Origin of the sequence: Vibrio injensis, from assembly GCF_001895205.1 — a bacterium.
GTDB lineage: Bacteria > Pseudomonadota > Gammaproteobacteria > Enterobacterales > Vibrionaceae > Vibrio > Vibrio injensis.
On record NZ_BDJF01000025.1, the window covers coordinates 13,672 to 35,134 of the forward strand.

At 44.9% G+C, this 21,463-nt stretch carries 24 protein-coding genes; 15 read left to right on the forward strand and 9 right to left on the reverse strand.

Going from position 1 to position 21,463, the window contains the following annotated elements:
• Window positions 1-92: 92 nt before the first annotated feature.
• Complete coding sequence (rapA, locus tag BSR11_RS10710; RefSeq protein ID WP_072670382.1) at window positions 93-3,002, reverse strand: RNA polymerase-associated protein RapA; 2,910 nt, start codon at window positions 3,000-3,002, stop codon at window positions 93-95.
• Between the two features lie 445 nt (window positions 3,003-3,447).
• Between rapA and BSR11_RS10715 the strand changes: the two genes are divergently transcribed.
• The 5 genes from BSR11_RS10715 to BSR11_RS10735 all read left to right on the forward strand — a co-directional run bounded on the left by BSR11_RS10715 (window position 3,448) and on the right by BSR11_RS10735 (window position 8,142).
• Complete coding sequence (locus tag BSR11_RS10715; protein WP_004394601.1) at window positions 3,448-4,824, forward strand: PhoH family protein; 1,377 nt, start codon at window positions 3,448-3,450, stop codon at window positions 4,822-4,824.
• Window positions 4,825-4,937: 113 nt separating this feature from the next.
• A complete protein-coding gene (gene argF / locus BSR11_RS10720) occupies window positions 4,938-5,942 on the forward strand; it encodes an ornithine carbamoyltransferase (RefSeq protein ID WP_072670383.1) in 1,005 nt (334 codons plus the stop codon).
• 260 nt (window positions 5,943-6,202) lie between these two features.
• Window positions 6,203-7,132, forward strand: a complete 930-nt coding sequence (gene pyrB, locus BSR11_RS10725) for an aspartate carbamoyltransferase (RefSeq protein ID WP_072670384.1) — start codon at window positions 6,203-6,205, stop codon at window positions 7,130-7,132.
• An 11-nt stretch (window positions 7,133-7,143) separates the two neighbouring features.
• On the forward strand, window positions 7,144-7,611 hold the full coding sequence (gene pyrI, locus BSR11_RS10730) for an aspartate carbamoyltransferase regulatory subunit (RefSeq protein WP_040904035.1): 468 nt from the start codon (window positions 7,144-7,146) through the stop codon (window positions 7,609-7,611).
• Between the two features lie 141 nt (window positions 7,612-7,752).
• Window positions 7,753-8,142 carry a RidA family protein gene (locus tag BSR11_RS10735; protein WP_004394597.1) on the forward strand — a complete coding sequence of 130 codons (390 nt, stop codon included), beginning with the start codon at window positions 7,753-7,755 and terminating at the stop codon, window positions 8,140-8,142.
• A 99-nt stretch (window positions 8,143-8,241) separates the two neighbouring features.
• Here BSR11_RS10735 and BSR11_RS10740 read toward each other — a convergent pair whose 3' ends face one another.
• The 8 genes from BSR11_RS10740 to mlaF form a co-directional block, all read right to left on the reverse strand.
• A complete protein-coding gene (locus BSR11_RS10740; protein WP_072670385.1) occupies window positions 8,242-8,979 on the reverse strand; it encodes a 1-acylglycerol-3-phosphate O-acyltransferase in 738 nt (245 codons plus the stop codon).
• A gap of 72 nt (window positions 8,980-9,051) precedes the next feature.
• Window positions 9,052-10,317, reverse strand: coding sequence for a UDP-N-acetylglucosamine 1-carboxyvinyltransferase (murA, locus tag BSR11_RS10745; protein WP_072670386.1), 1,266 nt, complete (start codon window positions 10,315-10,317; stop codon window positions 9,052-9,054).
• A 9-nt stretch (window positions 10,318-10,326) separates the two neighbouring features.
• The gene (ibaG, locus tag BSR11_RS10750; protein WP_072670387.1) at window positions 10,327-10,581 is read right to left on the reverse strand and encodes a BolA family iron metabolism protein IbaG; all 255 of its coding nucleotides are present in this window, start codon (window positions 10,579-10,581) and stop codon (window positions 10,327-10,329) included.
• The gene (locus BSR11_RS10755) at window positions 10,574-10,903 is read right to left on the reverse strand and encodes an STAS domain-containing protein (RefSeq protein ID WP_072670388.1); all 330 of its coding nucleotides are present in this window, start codon (window positions 10,901-10,903) and stop codon (window positions 10,574-10,576) included. The genes ibaG and BSR11_RS10755 overlap by 8 nt, the downstream gene beginning before the upstream one ends.
• Window positions 10,900-11,538, reverse strand: coding sequence for an MlaC/ttg2D family ABC transporter substrate-binding protein (locus tag BSR11_RS10760; RefSeq protein ID WP_110167677.1), 639 nt, complete (start codon window positions 11,536-11,538; stop codon window positions 10,900-10,902). The genes BSR11_RS10755 and BSR11_RS10760 overlap by 4 nt, the downstream gene beginning before the upstream one ends.
• Before the next feature lie 3 nt (window positions 11,539-11,541).
• Entirely contained in the window at window positions 11,542-12,030 is a 489-nt protein-coding gene (mlaD, locus tag BSR11_RS10765) for an outer membrane lipid asymmetry maintenance protein MlaD (RefSeq protein WP_072670389.1), read from the reverse strand.
• A 2-nt stretch (window positions 12,031-12,032) separates the two neighbouring features.
• Window positions 12,033-12,824 (reverse strand): lipid asymmetry maintenance ABC transporter permease subunit MlaE, encoded by a 792-nt coding sequence (mlaE, locus tag BSR11_RS10770; RefSeq protein ID WP_072670390.1) that lies wholly within the window; start codon window positions 12,822-12,824, stop codon window positions 12,033-12,035.
• Window positions 12,814-13,617 carry a phospholipid ABC transporter ATP-binding protein MlaF gene (mlaF, locus tag BSR11_RS10775; protein ID WP_072670613.1) on the reverse strand — a complete coding sequence of 268 codons (804 nt, stop codon included), beginning with the start codon at window positions 13,615-13,617 and terminating at the stop codon, window positions 12,814-12,816. The genes mlaE and mlaF overlap by 11 nt, the downstream gene beginning before the upstream one ends.
• Window positions 13,618-13,988: 371 nt before the next feature.
• On the opposite strand from mlaF, the gene BSR11_RS10780 reads away from it, so the two are divergent.
• From BSR11_RS10780 to rapZ, 10 genes are all read left to right on the forward strand, one after another.
• On the forward strand, window positions 13,989-14,954 hold the full coding sequence (locus tag BSR11_RS10780) for a calcium/sodium antiporter (protein ID WP_072670391.1): 966 nt from the start codon (window positions 13,989-13,991) through the stop codon (window positions 14,952-14,954).
• A gap of 14 nt (window positions 14,955-14,968) precedes the next feature.
• Complete coding sequence (locus BSR11_RS10785) at window positions 14,969-15,943, forward strand: KpsF/GutQ family sugar-phosphate isomerase (RefSeq protein ID WP_072670392.1); 975 nt, start codon at window positions 14,969-14,971, stop codon at window positions 15,941-15,943.
• Window positions 15,943-16,500 carry a 3-deoxy-manno-octulosonate-8-phosphatase KdsC gene (gene kdsC / locus BSR11_RS10790; RefSeq protein ID WP_072670393.1) on the forward strand — a complete coding sequence of 186 codons (558 nt, stop codon included), beginning with the start codon at window positions 15,943-15,945 and terminating at the stop codon, window positions 16,498-16,500. Before BSR11_RS10785 ends, kdsC begins: the two co-directional genes overlap by 1 nt.
• Window positions 16,497-17,060 (forward strand): LPS export ABC transporter periplasmic protein LptC, encoded by a 564-nt coding sequence (lptC, locus tag BSR11_RS10795; protein ID WP_072670394.1) that lies wholly within the window; start codon window positions 16,497-16,499, stop codon window positions 17,058-17,060. Before kdsC ends, lptC begins: the two co-directional genes overlap by 4 nt.
• Window positions 17,041-17,538, forward strand: coding sequence for a lipopolysaccharide transport periplasmic protein LptA (lptA, locus tag BSR11_RS10800; RefSeq protein ID WP_072670395.1), 498 nt, complete (start codon window positions 17,041-17,043; stop codon window positions 17,536-17,538). The genes lptC and lptA overlap by 20 nt, the downstream gene beginning before the upstream one ends.
• Window positions 17,539-17,540: 2 nt before the next feature.
• A complete protein-coding gene (lptB, locus tag BSR11_RS10805) occupies window positions 17,541-18,266 on the forward strand; it encodes an LPS export ABC transporter ATP-binding protein (RefSeq protein ID WP_004394585.1) in 726 nt (241 codons plus the stop codon).
• Between the two features lie 99 nt (window positions 18,267-18,365).
• On the forward strand, window positions 18,366-19,823 hold the full coding sequence (locus BSR11_RS10810; RefSeq protein ID WP_072670396.1) for an RNA polymerase factor sigma-54: 1,458 nt from the start codon (window positions 18,366-18,368) through the stop codon (window positions 19,821-19,823).
• 23 nt (window positions 19,824-19,846) lie between these two features.
• Window positions 19,847-20,134, forward strand: a complete 288-nt coding sequence (gene hpf / locus BSR11_RS10815; RefSeq protein ID WP_004394583.1) for a ribosome hibernation promoting factor — start codon at window positions 19,847-19,849, stop codon at window positions 20,132-20,134.
• Between the two features lies 1 nt (window position 20,135).
• Window positions 20,136-20,588 carry a PTS IIA-like nitrogen regulatory protein PtsN gene (gene ptsN, locus BSR11_RS10820; RefSeq protein WP_072670397.1) on the forward strand — a complete coding sequence of 151 codons (453 nt, stop codon included), beginning with the start codon at window positions 20,136-20,138 and terminating at the stop codon, window positions 20,586-20,588.
• Window positions 20,589-20,596: 8 nt separating this feature from the next.
• Complete coding sequence (gene rapZ, locus BSR11_RS10825) at window positions 20,597-21,457, forward strand: RNase adapter RapZ (protein ID WP_072670398.1); 861 nt, start codon at window positions 20,597-20,599, stop codon at window positions 21,455-21,457.
• The last annotated feature ends 6 nt before the right edge of the window (window positions 21,458-21,463 follow it).

The following is a 21,463-nucleotide window of genomic DNA, read 5'->3' on the forward strand; positions in this document are numbered from 1 at the left end:
GGGTGCTCTATTTCGCATCCGATTCAAGCGGATCAAAAAAGGCTTTGTCATTGGACAAAGCCTTTTTACATTAAAACGAACGGGATATAACGTTAGTTATGTGAAACCACAATCAAACGCAGTGAATCAAGTTGGTATTGCGCTTGAGAAATATACCCACTTAATGCACTTATCTGCTGCTCTAATGCGCTGATCTCTTCATCACGGATATTCGGGTTAACCGCTTTCAGTGCCAATAAACGCGCTAACTCTACGTGCAAATTATGCTCCATCTCCTGCTTGGCCTGCTCACGAATAGCGTGTACTTTCGTACTAACCGCAGGATCGCTGGCGACAATTAAACGATGAATTTCAGCCTGTACAGAAGCCACCAATTTACTGGCTAAATGACGATTAACCGGGCTTAACTGACGATTAAAACTTTCAAAATCGACTTGCGCTGATAAATCATTGCCGCGGCCATCCATCAGAATACGGATTGGTGTTGCGGGTAAGAAGCGGCTGATACCACTGCTCTTAGGCGCTTGAGCATCCACCAAATAGACCATCTCTAATAGAATCGTCCCCACTGGCAGCGCTTTATTTTTCAACAAAGATACCGCACAAACGCCAACTCCTTCACTCATTAGAAGATCAATCCCACCTTGAATCATCGGGTGCTCCCAACTGATAAAGTGCATATCTTCACGAGAGAGCGCTGTATTACGGTCAAAAGTAATCGTCGCCCCTTCATAAGGCAAACCGGGATAACTCGAAACCATCATATGTTCAGAGGGCGTGACCACTAAAGCATTGTCACCACGGTCATCTTGATTTAACCCAACGGTATCAAACAGACTTAATGCGAAAGAAACCAGATTGGTATCACCATCGGTTTCTGCAATCGACTGAGCGATCTGCAGCGCTTTTTCTCCACCATTCGAGTGCATTTCCAATAAACGGTCACGCCCTTGTTCCAATTGGCTTTTTAGGGTTTGATTGAGCTTAGCTGAAGCCTCGATCACGCTCTCCAATTCACTGCTGTCTGCCGTGGCTAGCATTGCGATCAAAGCTTCAGAAAATTGGTCGTAAACCGCACGCCCGGTTGGGCATGTTTCCGCAAAAGCATTCAATCCTTCATTAAACCAGCGAGCCAGAATCCCTTGTGACGTCCCTTGCAAATAAGGTACATAAATATCGATGTCATTTTCTTGACCAATACGATCTAAGCGACCAATCCGCTGCTCAAGCAAATCAGGGTTAAACGGCAGATCAAACATAACCAGTTGGTGAGCAAACTGGAAGTTACGTCCTTCAGAGCCAATCTCACTACAAATCAGTACCTGAGCTCCGCCCTCTTCTTGAGCAAAATAAGCCGCCGCTTTATCGCGATCAATGATTGACATTCCTTCATGGAACACCGTCGCACGGATCCCTTCTCGCTCACGAAGAGCTTGCTCTAATTGCAACGCGGTACTTGAGCGAGATGCAATGACTAAAATCTTTTCGCTACGTTTGGCTTTAACCTTATCAATCAACCAATTGACTCGTGAATCAAACTGCCACCAGCTCGCATCATCGCCTTCAAACTCTTGGAAGATTTCTTCTGGATAGAGCATTTTCATCGCTCGCGCTTGTGGACTTAGCTTACCACCAATCATCCCCGCGACGCGCATTGACGTACTGTACTGCGCTGGAATCTCCATCGGCAATAAATGCACGTTCCGCTTAGGAAAACCTTTAATCGCAGCGCGCGTATTTCTAAATAGAACACGTCCTGTACCATGGCGATCCATAAGATTGCTGATCAACTCATCACGGGCCGCAGCTTTTTCCTGTTCATCAGCTTGACTATCTAATACCCGCAGTAAGGGCTCGACGTCCTGCTCGGATAATAATTCTGCGATTTGATTTTTTGCGGTATCAGTCAATGCAAGACCAGATAACAACGCGCTCACGGCATCAGCGACAGGCGCATATTGCTCTTCTTCTTTAACAAACGCGTCATAGTCATAAAAACGATCCGCATCCAGCAAGCGTAAACGAGCAAAATGACTTTCGCGTCCCAATTGCTCTGGCGTCGCGGTTAACAATAATACCGCGGGTGTGCGTTCTGCTAATCCTTCAATAACTTGATATTCACGACTCGGTTTATCTTGGCTCCATTGTAAATGGTGCGCCTCATCAACAACTAACAGATCCCATTCCGCTTCGAGCGCTTGTTCAAAACGTTGTCGGCTTTTACGTAAGAAATCTAATGAACACAAGACATATTGCTGGGTTTCAAACGGATTATCCGCTTCAGCATAGGCCTCAACACAGCGCTCTTCATCGAATACCGAAAAGTGCAAGTTAAAGCGGCGCAGCATTTCTACCAGCCACTGATGCTGCAATGTTTCAGGCACCACAATTAAAATCCGCTCTGCGCGTCCAGATAGCACTTGCTGATGAATGATCATCCCCGCTTCGATGGTTTTACCAAGACCCACTTCATCAGCTAACAAGACACGAGGCGCATAACGGCGACCCACTTCATAGGCAATGTATAATTGATGAGGAATTAACCCCGCACGCATACCACATAGGCCGCGCATTGGGCTTTTATGTTGCTGATATTGATTGGTCAGCGCACGATAACGCAATACAAAGTTATCCATCCGATCAATTTGCCCAGCAAACAGCTTATCTTGTGGTTTATTGAAGCGGATTTGGTTACTCAGAAAAATCTCTCGCAACGCAATGCCTGCTTGTTGAGTATCTTCACGAGTCCCTAAATAGGTGAGTACGCCCTGATCTTCTACCACTTGTTCAACATTGAGTGACCAACCTTCTTGACTATCAACCGTATCACCGACATTAAAAGCCACCCGTGTGACTGGCGCATCATGACGCGCATACACTCGGTTCTCTTCGGATGCAGCAAACATTAACGTCACCGTACGAGCGTCCATCGCGACCACTGTACCCAACCCTAAATCACTTTCTGTATCACTTATCCAGCGTTGCCCTAAAGCAAAAGTCATCAAGACTACCTCATCTATTGGGATTAAACATTATCCGTTACCGTGACTGCACCGGTGCCAAGAAAAAGTCTACTTGTCCTACCGTTATGGTGCAGAAAAAGGTCGCTAATCTTACTTGATGGCGTGATACAGGTCACGTCCATTCCACGCTTTTTTTCTTCAGTGGCTGGCTGACATCAAAGTGTCACATTTTAATGTCAATGCTAATTCAATAGGTTGCTATACTGAAAAAGACCAGCAGGTTGCCAAACGATACTAAACCAGTATCACCTTACATCGACGTAAGGTTTGTTGGCATACGATATGCTTGTTCAAACAGAGAGTATCCATACCAGTTTGCCTTCTATCCGCAGTGATCGACAACCTGGCGACAGCGTAGAATCGATCGTAAGCACGAGAATGCAGACCTTCATTATACCCGCTATCACATAGCAAGGAGACGCTTATGGGCGATACTGACCGGAAACTGTTTGTCCTAGACACCAACATACTATTGCATGAACCGCTTGCAATTTACTCCTTCCAAGAACATGACGTCGTCATCCCGATGACCGTCCTCGAAGAACTCGACAGAATTAAAGACAGCAAACGCGATGTGGCCCGAGACGCACGAGTCGCCATTCGTGCCTTGGAAAACATTTTCCACGATGCAACACCGGATGAGATTTCTGAAGGTATCCCCTTAAAAAATTCAGGTGGCAATAAAGGAACGATTGCCATTTTGGCCGATTACGAAGTGCATGAAACGGTTAAAGCGTTTACCGACAAAGAGGGGGACAACCGGATCCTGAATGCCGTATTGCACCTACAAAACAAGCGCGCACCACGTTCGGTGGTATTAATCACCAAAGACATCAACATGCGTTTACGTGCGAAGGGAGCGGGAGTACGCTTTGTTGAAGATTACCGAACTGACCAATTAATTGACGATGTACAATACCTAACAAAAGGCTTCCAGACCCGTCCCGGTAATTTTTGGGATAATGTCGATAGTGTGGACAGTTATACTTTGGGAGGCAAAACCTTCCATAAATTGGATCGCAAACCTTTCGAGCCCACCTACATTAATCAATATGTATTGGATGAAGAAAGTGACTTCACCGCTCGAGTCGAAACCCTCAGCGATGACTCAATAACCCTACGTGATCTTGGACGTGAGCGGCTCATGCACCGTAAAGTCTGGGACATCATGCCAAAAAACATTTATCAGGCCATGGCATTAGATGCCTTGCTCGATCCTGAGATTGATTTAGTCATTCTCACCGGCGCGGCCGGTAGTGGTAAAACGTTACTGGCTATGGCCGCCGCCTTAGACCAAACCATCGAACGCAAAATGTTCGATAAAATCATTGTTACTCGCAACACACCCGATATTGGTGAGTCGATCGGCTTTTTACCGGGTAGTGAAGAAGAGAAAATGATGCCTTGGTTAGCCGCCATCACCGATACTTTAGAAGCGCTGCACAAGCACGATCACTGTACCGAGGGCTCGCTCAAATACATCTGTGATAAAGCGAATATTCAATTTAAATCCATCAACTTTATGCGTGGTCGCTCAATACAAAATGCCTTTGTCTTATTGGATGAGTGCCAAAACTTAACCGCATCACAAATTAAAACCATCATTACTCGCTGTGGAGAAGGAACCAAAATTGTCTGTTCCGGTAACTTGGCACAAATTGATTCCCACTATCTCACGCCTGTCACCTCCGGGCTCACCTACATGGTTGAGCGTTTCAAAAACTTCGAAGGCAGTGCCAACATTCACCTCAATGGTGTCGTTCGTAGCCGCTTAGCTGAATTTGCGGAAGAAAACTTATAACCCAATGCGGTGAGTTATTTCACATGACTCACCGCCAACAAAAATAATTATTCACTTTTATAGCATTTATATGTTTAACTAGTCCTATTCTTTTTTATGGTTAAGGACTCGATATGGCTTTTAATTTGCGTCAACGTAATTTTCTAAAATTACTTGATTTCACTCCCCAAGAAATTCAATTTTTATTGAGTCTAGCGGCGGACTTAAAGCGAGCCAAATACGCAGGCACCGAGCAAAAAAACTTACTGGGTAAAAATATTGCGCTTATTTTTGAGAAAGCCTCCACGCGCACCCGCTGCGCTTTTGAAGTTGCTGCCTTTGATCAAGGCGCTCAAGTCACCTATATTGGCCCTTCCGGATCGCAAATTGGCCATAAAGAATCAATGAAAGATACGGCACGAGTATTGGGCCGTATGTACGATGGCATACAATATCGCGGTTATGGTCAATCGATCGTCGAAGAACTTGGCCAATATGCTGGGGTTCCAGTATGGAATGGCCTCACTGATGAGTTTCATCCAACGCAAATTCTGGCTGATTTCCTAACCATGCAAGAGTTTTCTCATGGTAAAACTCTAGATCAAATCCGCTTTGCTTATCTTGGTGATGCGCGCAATAACATGGGCAATTCGCTCATGGTCGGCGCGGCAAAAATGGGCATGGATATTCGCTTAGTCGCTCCTAAAGCTTTCTGGCCAGACCGTCAATTGGTCGATACTTGTCAAAGGATTGCTCAACAAACAGGGGCAAGTATTACCTTGACCGAAGATGTCGCAGAGGGCGTCAAAGGCTGCGATTTCCTCTACACCGATGTTTGGGTCTCAATGGGTGAAGAACCCGAAGCGTGGGACGAACGCGTAGCGATCATGACGCCTTATCAAGTTAATATGGCGGCTATTCGTGCCACGGGGAATCCTCGCGTTAAATTCATGCACTGCTTACCCGCCTTTCATAATGATCAAACCACCGTTGGTAAACAAGTCGCTGAAAAATATGGTATGCAAGGCTTAGAGGTTACTGAAGAAGTGTTTGAGTCCGAACACGCGATCGTGTTTGATCAAGCGGAAAACCGACTCCATACCATCAAAGCCGTGATGGTCGCCACCTTAGGTGGATAACTATGCATTTAATGGTTAATAAATAAACGAAAAACTCACTAAGCAAACGCTTGCCTTGAGAAAAGTTAGGCGTATAATGCCCAGCAATTTGTCTAAGGGGTGGCTTGTGAACAGAAACGATATCAACCATGTTTCTATGCTTCATTGCGGTGAGCAATTTTGCTTACTAGTCAATGCGTTGTTACCCTTTATTGATAATAAATAGCCTCCCAGATCGGGGGGCTTTTTTATGGCCGAAACACCAAGCAAGGGAAGAAATTATGACCAATTCGCTTTATCAAAAGCACATCATCTCCATTTCTGAGCTATCACGAGCAGAACTGGAATTGATTGTCCGCACCGCAGGTCAATTAAAAGCAGAACCGAAACCGACTCTGATTAAAGATAAGGTTATTGCCAGCTGTTTTTTCGAACCCTCAACTCGAACGCGACTCTCTTTTGAAACGGCAGTACAACGTATCGGTGGCAGCGTGATTGGTTTTGACAACGGTGGCAATACGTCACTGGCTAAAAAAGGCGAAACCTTAGCCGATTCAGTTCAGGTGATAGCCTCTTACGTCGATGCGTTTGTTATGCGTCACCCTCAAGAGGGAGCCGCTCGTCTTGCTTCTGAATTTTCCAATGGTGTGCCAGTGATCAATGCTGGTGATGGTTCGAACCAACATCCGACACAAACCCTGCTCGATTTATTCTCAATTTTTGAAACCCAAGGCCGTTTAAATAACTTAAATATCGCCTTTGTCGGTGATTTGAAATATGGCCGTACCGTCCACTCTTTAACTCAAGCATTGGCGAAATTTGACAATAATCGCTTCTTCTTTGTCGCACCAGAAGCTCTGGCGATGCCTGATTATATTTGTGAAGAGCTTGATGATGCAGGGCTGCAGTACAGTTTACATAGTGATATGGAAAGCGTGATCCCTGAACTCGACATTTTATACATGACACGAGTCCAAAAAGAGCGTTTCGATGAATCAGAATACGCGCATATTAAATCCGCCTTCGTATTAACAGCAGCGATGCTGCAAGACGCTCGCTCAAACATGAAAGTCCTCCATCCACTGCCACGAGTTGATGAAATCACAACGGATGTCGATAAAACCTCGCACGCCTACTTCTTTCAACAAGCCGAGAATGGGGTCTATGCCCGTGAAGCACTGCTCGCCCTTGTGTTAAATGAGTCACTGTAATGGAGCCGAACATGAATAAAGAGACTAAACTGCAAGTTGAAGCGATTAAAAACGGGACGGTTATTGACCACATCCCAGCCAAGGTTGGGATCAAAGTATTGCGCTTATTTGATATGCACAACTCTCACCAACGCGTCACCATTGGCCTCAACCTACCCTCATCAGCACTCGGCCATAAAGATCTCCTGAAGATAGAGAATGTCTTTATCAACGAAGATCAAGCCAATAAACTCGCACTCTATGCCCCCCATGCTACGGTTAACCAAATAGAAGATTATCAAGTCGTTAAAAAATTAGCCTTAACGCTGCCAGAAAAGATCAATAACGTCTTTGCTTGCCCAAACAGCAACTGTATCTCACACAATGAACCCGTTGAGAGTAGCTTCCGCATTTTTGAGAAAACCAATGAAATTCGTCTTAAGTGTAAATACTGTGAGAAAGTCTTCTCACGCGAAGTAGTCACCGAACGCGAAGCCTAAACAGAGTTCATCCGTACTAACGACGTAACATCCATAAACGGAGTGCGAACCGCTAAGGTTCTGCCGATTGCCTCTTTACCTCTACTGGGTTTAGAGGCACACTAAAAACTCATTTTTAATCAAGATTATGGAATAACTCGCATGACTAAAGTTCTGCATACCGAATCGGCACCAGCGGCAATCGGTCCTTATATTCAGGGGATTGATTTAGGTAACATGGTTCTGACTTCAGGCCAAATCCCTGTAAACCCAGTGACAGGAGAAGTCCCTGCTGACATCGCTGCTCAAGCAAAACAATCTTTAGATAACGTTAAAGCGGTGGTTGAATCGGCGGGATTAACGGTAGGCGATATCGTTAAAATGACCGTCTTCGTCAAAGATCTCAACGATTTCGCTACCGTGAATCAGGTTTATGGCCAGTTTTTTGATGATCATAACGTCGCCAATTACCCTGCACGTTCTTGCGTTGAAGTTGCACGTTTACCGAAAGATGTTGGGATTGAAATTGAAGCGATCGCTGTTCGTCGATAAGCGCTCTCGCGATAAAAAAGGTTGCTTGATAAGCAACCTTTTTCTTTTCTCTGATCTATTAGCGCAATTTTAATAGCTCAGTGATTTTATAATAGGCCACTATCCACGAGCTGGTTGAGCATCTAATCGCGCAACTTCAGCATCAAGTTCTGCTAATTTAATTTGCATATCATGATGACACTGCTTAGATAAATCACGGACCTGTTCTCGAGTTAAGCCTTCCGTACTAACGGGCGGCAGCATCTCGACAATCACATGACCATTATTCCAGCGATTTAAACGTAAGTGATCGGTAGAACTACAGACGATCGGAATAATCGGCACCTTTGCACCTATCGCCGCGTGAAAAGCGCCCGCTTTAAAAGGCAATAATCCACGGCCACGAGAGCGCGTTCCTTCTGGAAACATCCAGACCGAAACATCACTGTTATTCATACTCTCGACTACCTGATCGATCGTCCCCTTGGCTTTAGCCTTGTTACTGCGATCAATCAAAATATTACCCGTTAGCCAATACAATTGGCCAAATAACGGCGTCCATAATAGGCTTTTTTTGCCGACCGTCACCACTTTGGGCGTCACCGCCGCAGAGACGGTAAAAAGATCCCAAGTATTTTGATGGTTAGCAATATAAATCGCCTGACCACGATGATAAGCATCATCAGGAATACGCAGCTCTAAAGTAATACCAAACACACGAGACATTTTGGCGAATAAACGGCCAAATGTGAAAACGTGTTTCGGATTACGCGGACTGAGTAGACAATAGGCACATCCAAAAACAAACATCACCACAGCAAATAGAGCTAATGCAAAAAGACGCAAGACAGCAATCATGCAGATTCTCCAATGGAGCTTAAATAAAAAAGCCGAAATCCTAAAATTTCGGCTCATTAACTATTGAGCCCGTTAGTTTGGCTCACTGATTCGTTCGATATGAGCCCCTAACGCTGACAATTTATCTTCGATGCGCTCATAACCACGATCGATATGATAAATACGATCAACGATAGTCTCACCCTTGGCGATGCAACCCGCGATCACTAAGCTCGCAGAAGCTCGTAGATCCGTAGCCATCACTTGAGCACCACTCAGCGATTCCACATCACCACAAATTACGGTATTACCTTCCACTTCAGCTTTGGCTCCCATACGCATCAATTCAGGGACATGCATAAAGCGGTTTTCAAAGATGGTTTCGGTAATTTTGCCACCACCTTTGGCCATCATATTCAGTAAAGTAAACTGGGCTTGCATATCAGTCGGAAAACCAGGGTGAGGAGCCGTACGAATCGACACGGCTTTTAGCTCTCGCCCAGTCATGTCCAAACTTATCCAATCATCGCCAGTTTCAATTTCTGCGCCAGCTTCTTCCAACTTGGCAAGCACCGCTTCCAGTAAACTGGCTTTAGTATTGCGACAGAGGATCTTGCCACGGGAGACCGCAGCAGCGACTAAAAAAGTACCAGTTTCAATACGATCAGCAACCACGGCATGGCGGCCACCAGCAAGACGTTCAACACCCTCGATAGTGATACTGTCTGTACCTGCACCAGTAATTTTAGCGCCGAGCTTATTTAAAAAGGCAGCAGTATCAACAATTTCCGGCTCTCTGGCAGCATTATCTAAGACTGTTTTACCTTCTGCCAATGTCGCAGCACACATGATGGTAATCGTGGCACCGACACTGACTTTATCCATGACAATATGCGCACCTTGCAAGCGTCCATCAACGCTCGCTTTAACATAACCGTCTTCTAACGTAATCGTCGCGCCCAATTGCTCGAGGCCATGAATATGTAGGTCAACAGGACGTGCGCCAATCGCACAACCACCCGGCAGTGAAACTTGGCCTTGACCAAAGCGAGCAACCAATGGGCCTAACGCCCAAATTGAGGCTCGCATGGTTTTCACCAGATCGTATGGCGCGCAATATTGATTAATTTGGCTGGCATCAACATGCACCGATCCATTACGTTCAACTTTTGCGCCTAAACGTTTGAGCAGTTCCATCGTGGTATTAATGTCGCGTAAGTGAGGAACGTTGGCGACTTCAATGGGTTCTTCAGCCAAAATCGACGCAAATAAAATAGGCAGTGCAGCATTTTTTGCACCGGAAATGGTCACTTCACCTTGTAGTGGCTTATCTGACCCAATAACTCGAAACTTTTCCATTAAAAAACCTTACAGCGACATCAATTTTTTATTGCGAGCCCACTCTTCTGGGGTGAACGTTTTGATTGATACCGCGTGAATATCATTGCGCTGAATGTGCGCCATTAACGGAGCATAAATCAGTTGCTGTTTTTTCACTCGACTCATCGTCTCGAAGCTCGCATCAATAGCGATCACTTCATAATGGCTACCTTCACCTTTGACATGTAACTCTTCAAGGTTGAGCGCTTGTTGTAATAATTGTTGTACTTGTGTGCTATCCACAATTCACCCCTGCTAATGGTTGAATATGTTGAGTCATCATCGTTTCGATGTTGCTCAACTGAAATAATGTGCGCAGTTGTTGTGGCACAAAACTCAGCATTATATGACAGTTTTGTGTTTTTGCATGCTCTATTAAGTGAATGAGCATCACCATCCCCGCAGAATCGATACGCTGTACTTCTGCTAAAGAAATCTCGCATTGCGCAGCGGTAGGTTGCCAAGCTTGTAAGTGACGCCACAAGTTAGGAACGGTTTCTCTATCAAGTGCACCTTTTAATCGAGCTTGTTCAGGATTGAGTACTTGCCATTGCTCAGCGCTCATTGCGACTCACTCTCAAAACGGATCGGTTGCTCTGATATACGTTGTAACTCTTGTGCTACCGCGAGAATGCCATCCTGACGTATTTTGCCGCTCCACTCAGATTGCTTACTGGATAACAAACTGATCCCTTCCGCAATCATATCAAATCCTTTCCATTCGCCGTTTCTCTCCTGACGTAAACGAAATTCAATTTTCACATTCGGTCTCGGAGGGTCGATAAGTTCAACTTGTACACCGGTGATCCGTCTTCCTTCAGGAACCGGAACTTCCGGAGCAAATTCTATGCGCTGATCATTATACTGAGTAAGTGCTTGTGCATAGCTTGTCACCATGTAAGCGCGAAATGCGGTAATAAACTGCCCAACCTCTTCACGATTAGCCCCTTGTAAATGAGTACCGAGTAGTTTCAGGGCTGCATACTGTTCATTGATGTAAGGCATCAGCTCTTCTTCAACGATAACTTTAAGGTACTCAGGATTGTCGCGAATCTTTGGTTGCTCCGCTTTTAAGCGAGCAAATGATTTTTCTGCCACTTGTCTCATCATCTGATAAGGCTGTGTTTTATCAATCACTTCCGCTTGAATTGCCAATGAAAAAAACAGGCCAAGCACTAAAATCCAATACCGTTTCAACATGATTTACTCCTGTTTTTTACTGTCTGAACTGCCGACGCTATACAGAACTTGGCCGATCAAGTCTTCCAATACCAACGCTGACTTGGTGTCTTCAATATGGTCGCCATCTTTGAGCATTTGCTCATCATCAAAGACAAAACCAGGCACTAACCCAATGTATTGCTCACCAATTAATCCTGAAGTGAGTATTTTCACACTGGAGTTTTCAGAAAACTGATCGTATCGGCTATCAATCGCCATCGTGACAACAGGCAGCAGACGCTGACGGTCCAATTGAATATCCGACACACGTCCCACAACTACACCACCCACTTTGACTGGTGAGCGTACTTTTAAGTTACCAATATTGTCAAACTCAGCGGTTAATGAGTAAGTATCGTTTGAACCTAACCCTTTCACGTCAGCAACGTGAAAAATCATAATAAGAATTGCGCAAATTCCTGCTAGCACAAAACTTCCTACCCAAAATTCTACTTTTCGTGTTTGCTGCATGTTTAATTCCCAAACATCAATGCGGTCAGAACAAAATCCAGTGCTAACACTGCCAAAGACGAGTGTACCACGGTGCGTGTTGTCGCTCGGCTAATCCCTTCTGAAGTAGGAATAGCGTCATAACCGTTAAACAGCGCGATCCAAGTGACGGTAATCGCAAAGACCACGCATTTGATTACGCTGTTACCAATATCTCTACCTAATTGAACAGAGGATTGCATTACTGACCAAAAACTCCCTTGATCAATGCCTTTCCAATCAACGCCGACTAAATGCCCACCCCAAATGCCTACCGCCATAAAAATCATGGCTAATAAAGGCATCGAAATCAGCCCTGCCCAAAGGCGTGGCGCAATAATTCGCTTGAGCGGATCAACGGCCATCATTTCCAAACTGGAGATTTGTTCCGTGGCTTTCATTAGGCCAATTTCTGCCGTCAACGCCGAGCCAGCTCGTCCTGCAAATAGCAATGCCGTCACCACTGGGCCAAGCTCACGTAGCAACGATAAAGCCACCATTTGTCCTAAGCTCGTTTCAGCCCCAAAATCGACTAAAATAACATAACCTTGCAGGCTGAGAACCATACCAATGAAGAGACCAGAGACAATAATAATCGCCAAAGACTGTACGCCCACACTGTATAATTGTTTAATCAGTAAGGGTAAATGTTGAATCGGTCTTGGTCTTCCTACCAGAGCACCAAACAGCATTAAGCTCGCTCGCCCAAAAGACTCGCCGACACCTAAACAGCGTCGACCAAAACGGCTAATTGCTTGCTCCCAATTATTGGCCATCAAACAAGTCCTTCTCTATCGACTGCGCAGGAAAACGAAAAGGAACTGGCCCATCCGCTTCACCACGCAAAAATTGTTGCACTCGTGGATCTGGGTTATTTTCCAGTTCCTGTGGCGTACCAAAAGCAATAACTTTACCATCCGCTAATAGATAAACCCAATCAGCAATACTCATTACCTCAGGCACATCATGGGACACCACCACCGACGTTAAACCAAGTGCTTGGTTTAAATTGCGGATCAACTCAACCAAAACCCCCATAGTGATAGGGTCTTGGCCAACGAAGGGTTCATCGTACATGATCAACTCTGGATCGAGCGCAATGGCTCGAGCTAAGGCAGCCCGACGTGCCATGCCGCCAGAAAGCTCGCTTGGCATTAAATGGGCCGCTCCGCGTAAACCCACCGCTTCAAGCTTAAGAAGGACCAGCGTTTTTATCAACGACTCGTTTAATTTTGTATGTTCGCGGAGTGGAAAAGCCACATTATCAAACACATTAAGGTCGGTAAATAAAGCCCCCGATTGGAAAAGCATACTCATCTTTTTACGAGCTTGATAAAGCTGCTTACGCGATAAACGGGGAATATTATCGCCATCGAACCAGATTTCACCGGCTTCAGGCAGAAGTTGACCACCAATCAGACGTAGTAAGGTTGTCTTACCTATCCCAGAAGGGCCCATGATGGCGGTGATTTTCCCTTTCGGCACCTGCAAACTCACTTTATCAAAAATGAGACGATTGGCTCGGGAAAAGGTTAAATTATTGATGGTCACTAGATCAGTTTCGGACATACTCTCGATTCGCTGTTGTGGTTTTCCATCCAGAGAATGCGCAATCATAAGCAGATTACGCCTAAATTAAAAGCGCTGTTCAATTACTCATTCGCCAACCCATGGCTCTGACCAACGCTATTTTCATCTAATGACCTTACACCACTTAGCGTAAAAAGAGCGATGAAAACGTCATCTAACCTTTAACTACACTGAAAAATCGGTAACAAAGTGTAAGCAAAGCGTCCGATTTATCTCAATTAAGCGCAATCACGCATGAAAATCCTCAATAAAAATGCCACAATAAATGTTATCTTCGACTTCCCTTTTAGTGACCAACACGTCAAAATTAGCGGTTACTCATTCATTTTTTATTGAGATTAGGAATCGCCATGCTCGAAGCCATTGGATTATTGATTGTCGGCCTTATTCTGCTGGTTTGGAGTGCCGATAAGCTGGTTTTCGGAGCTGCCGCCATCGCACGCAATATCGGCATTTCTCCTCTAGTTATCGGTATGACCATTTTAGCCATGGGCTCATCAGCTCCAGAAATGATGGTTTCAGCTACCGCCGCTTTAGATGGCAAAACGGATACCGCCGTTGGTAACGTACTCGGATCAAACATCGCCAATATTGCACTGATTCTCGGTATCACCGCGCTCATCAAACCATTATCGATCAGTTCAATGGTATTACGTCGCGAGCTACCACTAATGGTTGGCGTGACCTTATTATCCGGTCTTCTACTCTGGAATAGCTATTTAGGTTTTTATGAAGGTATTCTACTGTTTGCCCTATTTGCCGTATTTATTCTGGCAATGTTACATATTAGCCGTAAAGAGCAGCAGAATGGTGATGCCTTATTGTCTGAATGTGAATCAGAAATCCCAACAGACGTTAGTAACAAAAAAGCCATCATCTGGATCATTATTGGTTTAATACTACTCCCTTTTGCAGCCAGTATGCTCGTTGATAACTCGGTGATTATTGCTAAGTATTTTGGTATGAGTGATTTAGTTATTGGACTAACGATCATTGCCGTTGGCACCAGCTTACCAGAACTTGCCGCCTCACTCGCTGGAGTACTAAAAGGCGAAGACGATATGGCCGTCGGCAATATCATCGGCTCGAATGTGTTTAATATTCTCGCGGTGATGGGGATTCCAGGCATTTTAAACCCATCAATACTGAGCGATAGCGTCATGGGCCGGGACTTTTGGGTCATGTTAGCGGTCTCATTATTGTTAGTGATCATGGCCCTTGGTAAATCACGCAGTATTAATCGTCTCGAAGGTGCCGTACTGTTTATTATCTTCCTTGCTTATCAAGGATATTTATTGATGAATATGGCTGCTTAATGTAGGAAATGAGAATGTCTGAAAACTTTGATTACCGCCGAGTTGCTCAACAAGTTTTAGCCACCGAAATTGCCGGATTACAACAATTAGAACAGTACTTTAATGCTGACTTTACCCAAGCATGTGAAATGATTATCGCCAATAAGCAGGGTAAAGTCGCCGTAATGGGAATCGGTAAATCGGGACATATCGGTAAAAAAATTGCCGCAACACTCGCCAGCACCGGCACTTCCGCTTTTTTCGTACATCCAGGCGAAGCCTCGCATGGCGATCTTGGCATGATTGAACGTGGCGATATTGTTCTGGCTATCTCTAACTCCGGTGAATCATCTGAAATTTTGGCGTTATTTCCAGTGTTAAAACGGCTCAATAATCGCATCATCAGTATGACTGGTAACCCCCGTTCAACCATGGCGAACTTGGCCGATATCCATTTACAAATCACCGTTCCTGAAGAGGCCTGCCCGCTAGGGTTAGCACCGACTTCAAGCACCACGGCAACGTTAGTCATGGGCGATGCATTAGCGGTCGCACTCTTACAAGCGCGTGGTTTTACCGCTGAAGATTTTGCCTTGTCACACCCTGGGGGCGCCCTTGGCCGTAAATTACTGCTTAAACTATCGGATATCATGCACCAAGGGGAAGCGCTCCCCAAAGTTTCACCCAGCGCACTCATTCGAGAAGCGTTATTAGAAATCAGTCAAAAAGGCTTAGGTATGACTGCTGTCGTCACTGAAGATGATCGCTTAGTGGGGATTTTCACTGATGGTGATTTGCGCAGAATTCTCGATAAACGAGTGGATATTCATAGCGCAACTATCGAACAAGTGATGACACAAAACCCAACCGTTGCCTCGCCACACCTACTGGCAGTAGAGGGACTAAACTTAATGCAAGAGAAGCGCATTAATGGCTTAATGCTGGTCGATAACCATAAATTGGTTGGCGCTTTAAATATGCATGATCTACTCAAAGCAGGAGTCATGTAATGACTCAACATATTACCACTTTATATGGTCAGGTTGATGCCAGCATACTCGCGATTGCTAAGCAAATTCGGTTACTGATTTGTGATGTTGACGGCGTTTTCTCTGACGGATTGGTTTACATGGGTAACCAAGGGGAAGAGTTCAAAACTTTTCATACTCGTGATGGCTACGGCATCAAATCGCTGATGAAAGCAGGGGTTCAGATTGCAATTATTACTGGCCGCCAATCAAAAATTGTCGAAAATCGTATGAAAGCGTTAGGCATTTCACTGATTTATCAAGGGCAAGATGACAAGCTCAGTGCTTATCACGATATTTGTCAAAAGCTAGCCATTGCTCCAGAACATACCGCTTACATTGGCGATGATCTGATCGATTGGCCCGTCATGGACAAAGTCGCTCTCAAAGTATGTGTCGCTGATGGACACCCTTTACTGGTTCAAAAAGCCAATTATGTGACCCATATTAAGGGAGGACACGGAGCGGTACGTGAAGTCTGTGATCTTATTTTACAAGCTCGTGATCAACTTGAAACTTATCAAGGTCTGAGTATATGAGCTTGACTCGTATCCTTTATCTCTGTTTATTTTTTGTCGCTGCATGGTCAGGGTATTATCTGCTGGATAAAGATCAATCGACAGCCATTCAAGTGACCCCAAATTTTGAGCTGCCGATGTTTAGCGGCCAGCATTTAAACAACGTCACCTATAATCAACAAGGTGTACGTAATTACGAAATAATCTCACAACACTTAGATTTTTATGCGGAAAGTGGTAACACAACATTTGAATATCCCGTTCTTAAAGTGTATCGAGATGGAACAACTCAAGAGTGGCAATTGACCGCGAAGCGCGGAATTCTCACTAAACAGCAGGTGCTGATCCTGTATGATGACGTTGTGGCCCATAATTTATTAGCCGACTCTGGCTTTGAACGGCTCACCACCAGCAAATTTAGTATTCAGCTTGATAATCGTGACTTTTGGGCAGACAGCCAAGTTACGTTAATCGGGCCACAGTTTGAAACCCACGGGCAGGCGATGAAAGGTAATTTGTCTGACCATTCGGCTGTTCTCTATAACCATGTACAAGGTAGATATGAAACTTTCACACCTTAGTCTTTTAGCTTGTTTATTCGCTTCGGCACCGATATTGGCTCTATCTACTGATACCCAACAGCCTATTCATATCAACTCAGATAGCCTGCAGTTAGATATGAAGAACAACCGAGTGACCTATATTTCTAATGTTAAACTTGTTCAAGGTAGCATCAACATCAATGCTGAACGACTGGTCGTGATTCGTAATCCAGAGAGTGGAAAAATCGAACAAATTGAAAGCTATGGCAATCCTGCTACCTTTTCTCAGTTGACCGACGAAGGAAAAACCTTGCATGGTCAAGCAAGGCAGTTGTATTACAAAATGGCTGACGACGAACTGCTGATGATTGATCAAGCAATGCTAGCTCAAGATGACAGCGAGATCCGTGGCCAGCGAATTCGCTATCAGATTTCCTCACAAAAACTGATCGCTGATGGACAGGGCACGGAACGTGTCTCTACCATTCTTCAACCTCAAGCCGTGCAGCAAGATTAATTATGTCGATACTCAAAGCCGAACACTTAGCCAAAAGCTATAAAAAACGTAAAGTTGTCTCCGATGTGAGCCTGCAGGTCGAATCTGGTCAGATTGTTGGTTTACTTGGCCCTAATGGTGCAGGTAAAACCACCTCATTTTATATGATCGTTGGCTTAGTCGCGCGTGATGAAGGTTCGATCATGATCGACGATAAAGACATTAGCATTTTGCCGATGCATAGCCGATCACGATTAGGTATTGGTTATCTGCCTCAAGAGGCTTCTATTTTCCGTAAATTATCGGTTGAAGATAACATTATGGCGGTACTGCAAACCCGTGAAGAAATGACCCATGAAGAGCGACAAGATAAACTCGAAGATCTTCTCGAAGAGTTTCATATTCAACATATTCGTCACAGTGCGGGCATGGCACTATCAGGTGGTGAACGCCGCCGAGTAGAAATAGCCCGCGCATTGGCTGCCAATCCGAAATTTATCTTACTCGATGAGCCATTTGCTGGCGTCGATCCGATTTCAGTCATTGATATTAAGAAAATCATTGAGCACCTACGCGATCGTGGACTGGGTGTGCTGATCACTGACCATAACGTACGAGAAACCCTCGACGTGTGTGAGAAAGCCTATATTGTCAGTCAAGGCCGTTTGATTGCCGAAGGGACACCACATGAAGTCCTCAATAATGAACAAGTAAAACAGGTTTATCTTGGTGAACAATTCCGTCTATGATTACAGTATGACTACTGAACAATGATCAGTAGGATAGGCATTCACGTCACAGGATAAACATCAAGTAAGGCATCACCTAGACAAGGTAGTTAATACTGAATGAAACCTTCATTACAGCTCAAGCTTGGTCAACAGTTAGCCATGACTCCCCAGTTGCAGCAAGCTATCCGTTTGCTGCAACTCTCTACCTTGGATCTACAACAAGAGATCCAAGAAGCTTTGATCTCTAACCCGCTACTCGATGTTGAAGAGACCATTGAAGAGTTCTCCGCTAACGACAACTCTGTGCGCAATAATGAAGACCCAGCTCCCAGTGCAGAGGCCAGTGAACCGGAAGACAGTTCACAATTAATCGAAAAGTCAGAAATCAGCGCCGAGCTAGAAATGGACGCTAGTTGGGATGACGTCTACAGCGCCAACACTGGCAGCACAGGGTTAGCCTTAGACGATGATTTACCCATTTACCAAGGCGAAACCACCGAAACACTGCAAGATTATTTATTATGGCAACTCGATCTCACCCCTTTTAGCGATACTGATCGTACTATCGCTCGGGCATTAATCGACGCGATCGACGATCACGGTTACCTCACTGTCCCGCTGAGTGATATTTTAGAAAACTTCGCAGAACAAGAGATCGAGCTGGACGAAGTAGAAGCGGTTCGCAAACGTATCCAACAATTTGATCCTCTTGGTGTCGCTTCGATCAATCTGCAAGATTGCTTGCTACTGCAATTGGCAACCTATCCAAGCGACACCCCTTGGTTAAATGAAGCTAAGCTGTTGCTCACCGATTACATCGATCTGTTAGGCAATCGTGACTTTAAATTGATTGTTAAAGAGAGCAAACTCAAAGAAGAAGCTTTACGCGATGCGCTACAACTGATTCAACAGTTAGATCCTCGCCCTGGCAACCGAATCTCTCAAGAGCAAGCGGAATATGTTGTGCCAGACGTGTCGGTTTATAAAGATCGAGGCAAATGGCAAGTCAGCATTAATCCCGATAGCGTCCCGAAATTAAAGATCAATCAGCAATACGCTAGTCTTGCCCGAGGTAATAATCCCGATAGCAACTATATTCGTTCTAATTTGCAAGAGGCAAAGTGGTTAATTAAGAGCCTTGAAAGCCGAAACGAGACCTTGCTCAAAGTTGCCAAGTGCATAGTTGAACATCAGCGCGATTTCTTCGAATATGGCGAAGAAGCGATGAAGCCGATGGTACTGAATGACGTAGCACTGATTGTGGAGATGCATGAATCGACCATTTCTCGAGTAACAACTCAGAAGTACATGCACACTCCACGGGGTATTTTTGAACTGAAGTACTTTTTCTCAAGTCATGTCAGTACCGATAATGGCGGAGAGTGTTCATCGACTGCGATTCGCGCCCTGATTAAAAAATTGGTGGCGGCAGAAAACCCAGCGAAACCATTAAGTGATAGCAAAATCGCAGCCCTACTCGCTGATCAAGGGATTCAGGTAGCAAGACGGACAATTGCGAAATACCGTGAATCCTTGGCGATTGCGCCCTCGAGTCAGCGGAAACGCCTGTTATAAGGCCCAACAGAGAAGGAATGTCTATGCAAATCAATATCCAAGGCCACCACATTGATCTTACCGATGCAATGCAAGACTATGTTCATTCGAAGTTTCAAAAGCTTGAGCGTTTTTTCGAGCATATCAATACCACTCAAGTGATTTTACGGGTTGAAAAACTTCGTCAGATCGCCGAAGCTACGCTCCACGTAAACCAGGGAGAAATCCACGCAACGGCAGACGATGAAAATATGTATGCCGCGATCGACAGTTTAGTGGATAAACTCTCTCGTCAACTCAACAAGCATAAAGAAAAGCTAAGTAGCCATTAACATGCAATTAAGCGAAGTACTCTCATTGGACTGCACCAAAAGTGCAGTCCAATGTTCTAGCAAGAAACGAGCATTAGAAATCATCAGTGAAGTCGCGGCTCAACATACTGGTCAAAATGCCACTGAGCTGTTTGAATGCATGCTCAGTCGTGAAAAAATGGGCAGTACTGGCATCGGTAATGGTATTGCAATTCCCCATGCCCGAATGACTGACAGTGACAAGGCCGTCGCCGTGTTGATTCAATGCGCAGAACCGATTGAGTTTGATGCTATTGATAACCGACCGGTTGATCTTCTGTTTGCTTTACTGGTTCCAGAAGAACAGTGTAAAGAGCATCTGAAGACCTTATCTTGCATGGCCGAACGCCTCAACGATAAGCAAATTCTTAAGCAGCTCAGACACGCCGAAAGCGACCAAGAGCTATACGATATTATGCTCAATCAACCTCAGTAGGTCTTGTGATGCGTTTAATTGTAGTGAGTGGTCAATCTGGCGCGGGAAAAAGTGTCGCCTTACGAGTCCTTGAAGACTTAGGTTATTATTGTGTCGATAACCTGCCCGTTAGCTTATTAGATGCCTTCATTCAATCGGTACAAGGCAGCAAGCAGAATGTTGCCGTGAGTATCGATATACGCAACTTACCGAAAGAACCGAGTTTGGTAGAAGATGTTTTAGACCAACTCAAAAAAAATAATGACGTCAGTGTACTCTTTCTGGATGCCAGCAAAGAGACACTACTCAAACGCTACAGTGAAACACGTCGTATTCATCCCTTATCACTACAGGATGATAAACCGATCTTAGCTCAAGCTATCGAGCGGGAAAGATGCTTATTAGCACCATTAAAAGAGCAAGCGGATTTATTACTAGACAGCAGTAATCAATCTTTGCATGAGCTGAGTGAGACCGTACGTATGCGTGTTGAAGGAAGGGAACGGCGTGATTTAGTCATGGTCTTCCAGTCCTTCGGCTTTAAATATGGCATTCCAAGCGATGCGGATTACGTGTTTGATGTGCGTTTTTTGCCCAATCCTCACTGGCAACCGGATTTACGCCCCCTTACTGGACTTGATGCCCCAATCAAATCATTTCTTGAAAGTCACAATGATGTCATTGAGCTAAAACTGCATATTCAGCATTTTTTTGAATATTGGTTGCCGCAGTTGGAAAAAAACAATCGCAGCTATTTAACCATTGCCATTGGCTGTACGGGCGGCAAGCATCGCTCTGTGTATCTGACTCAGCAACTCGGGGAATACTTCGCTCAGCTTGGTCATCAGGTCCAAATACGCCATCATTCATTAGAGAAACACCAAGGATAATCCCCT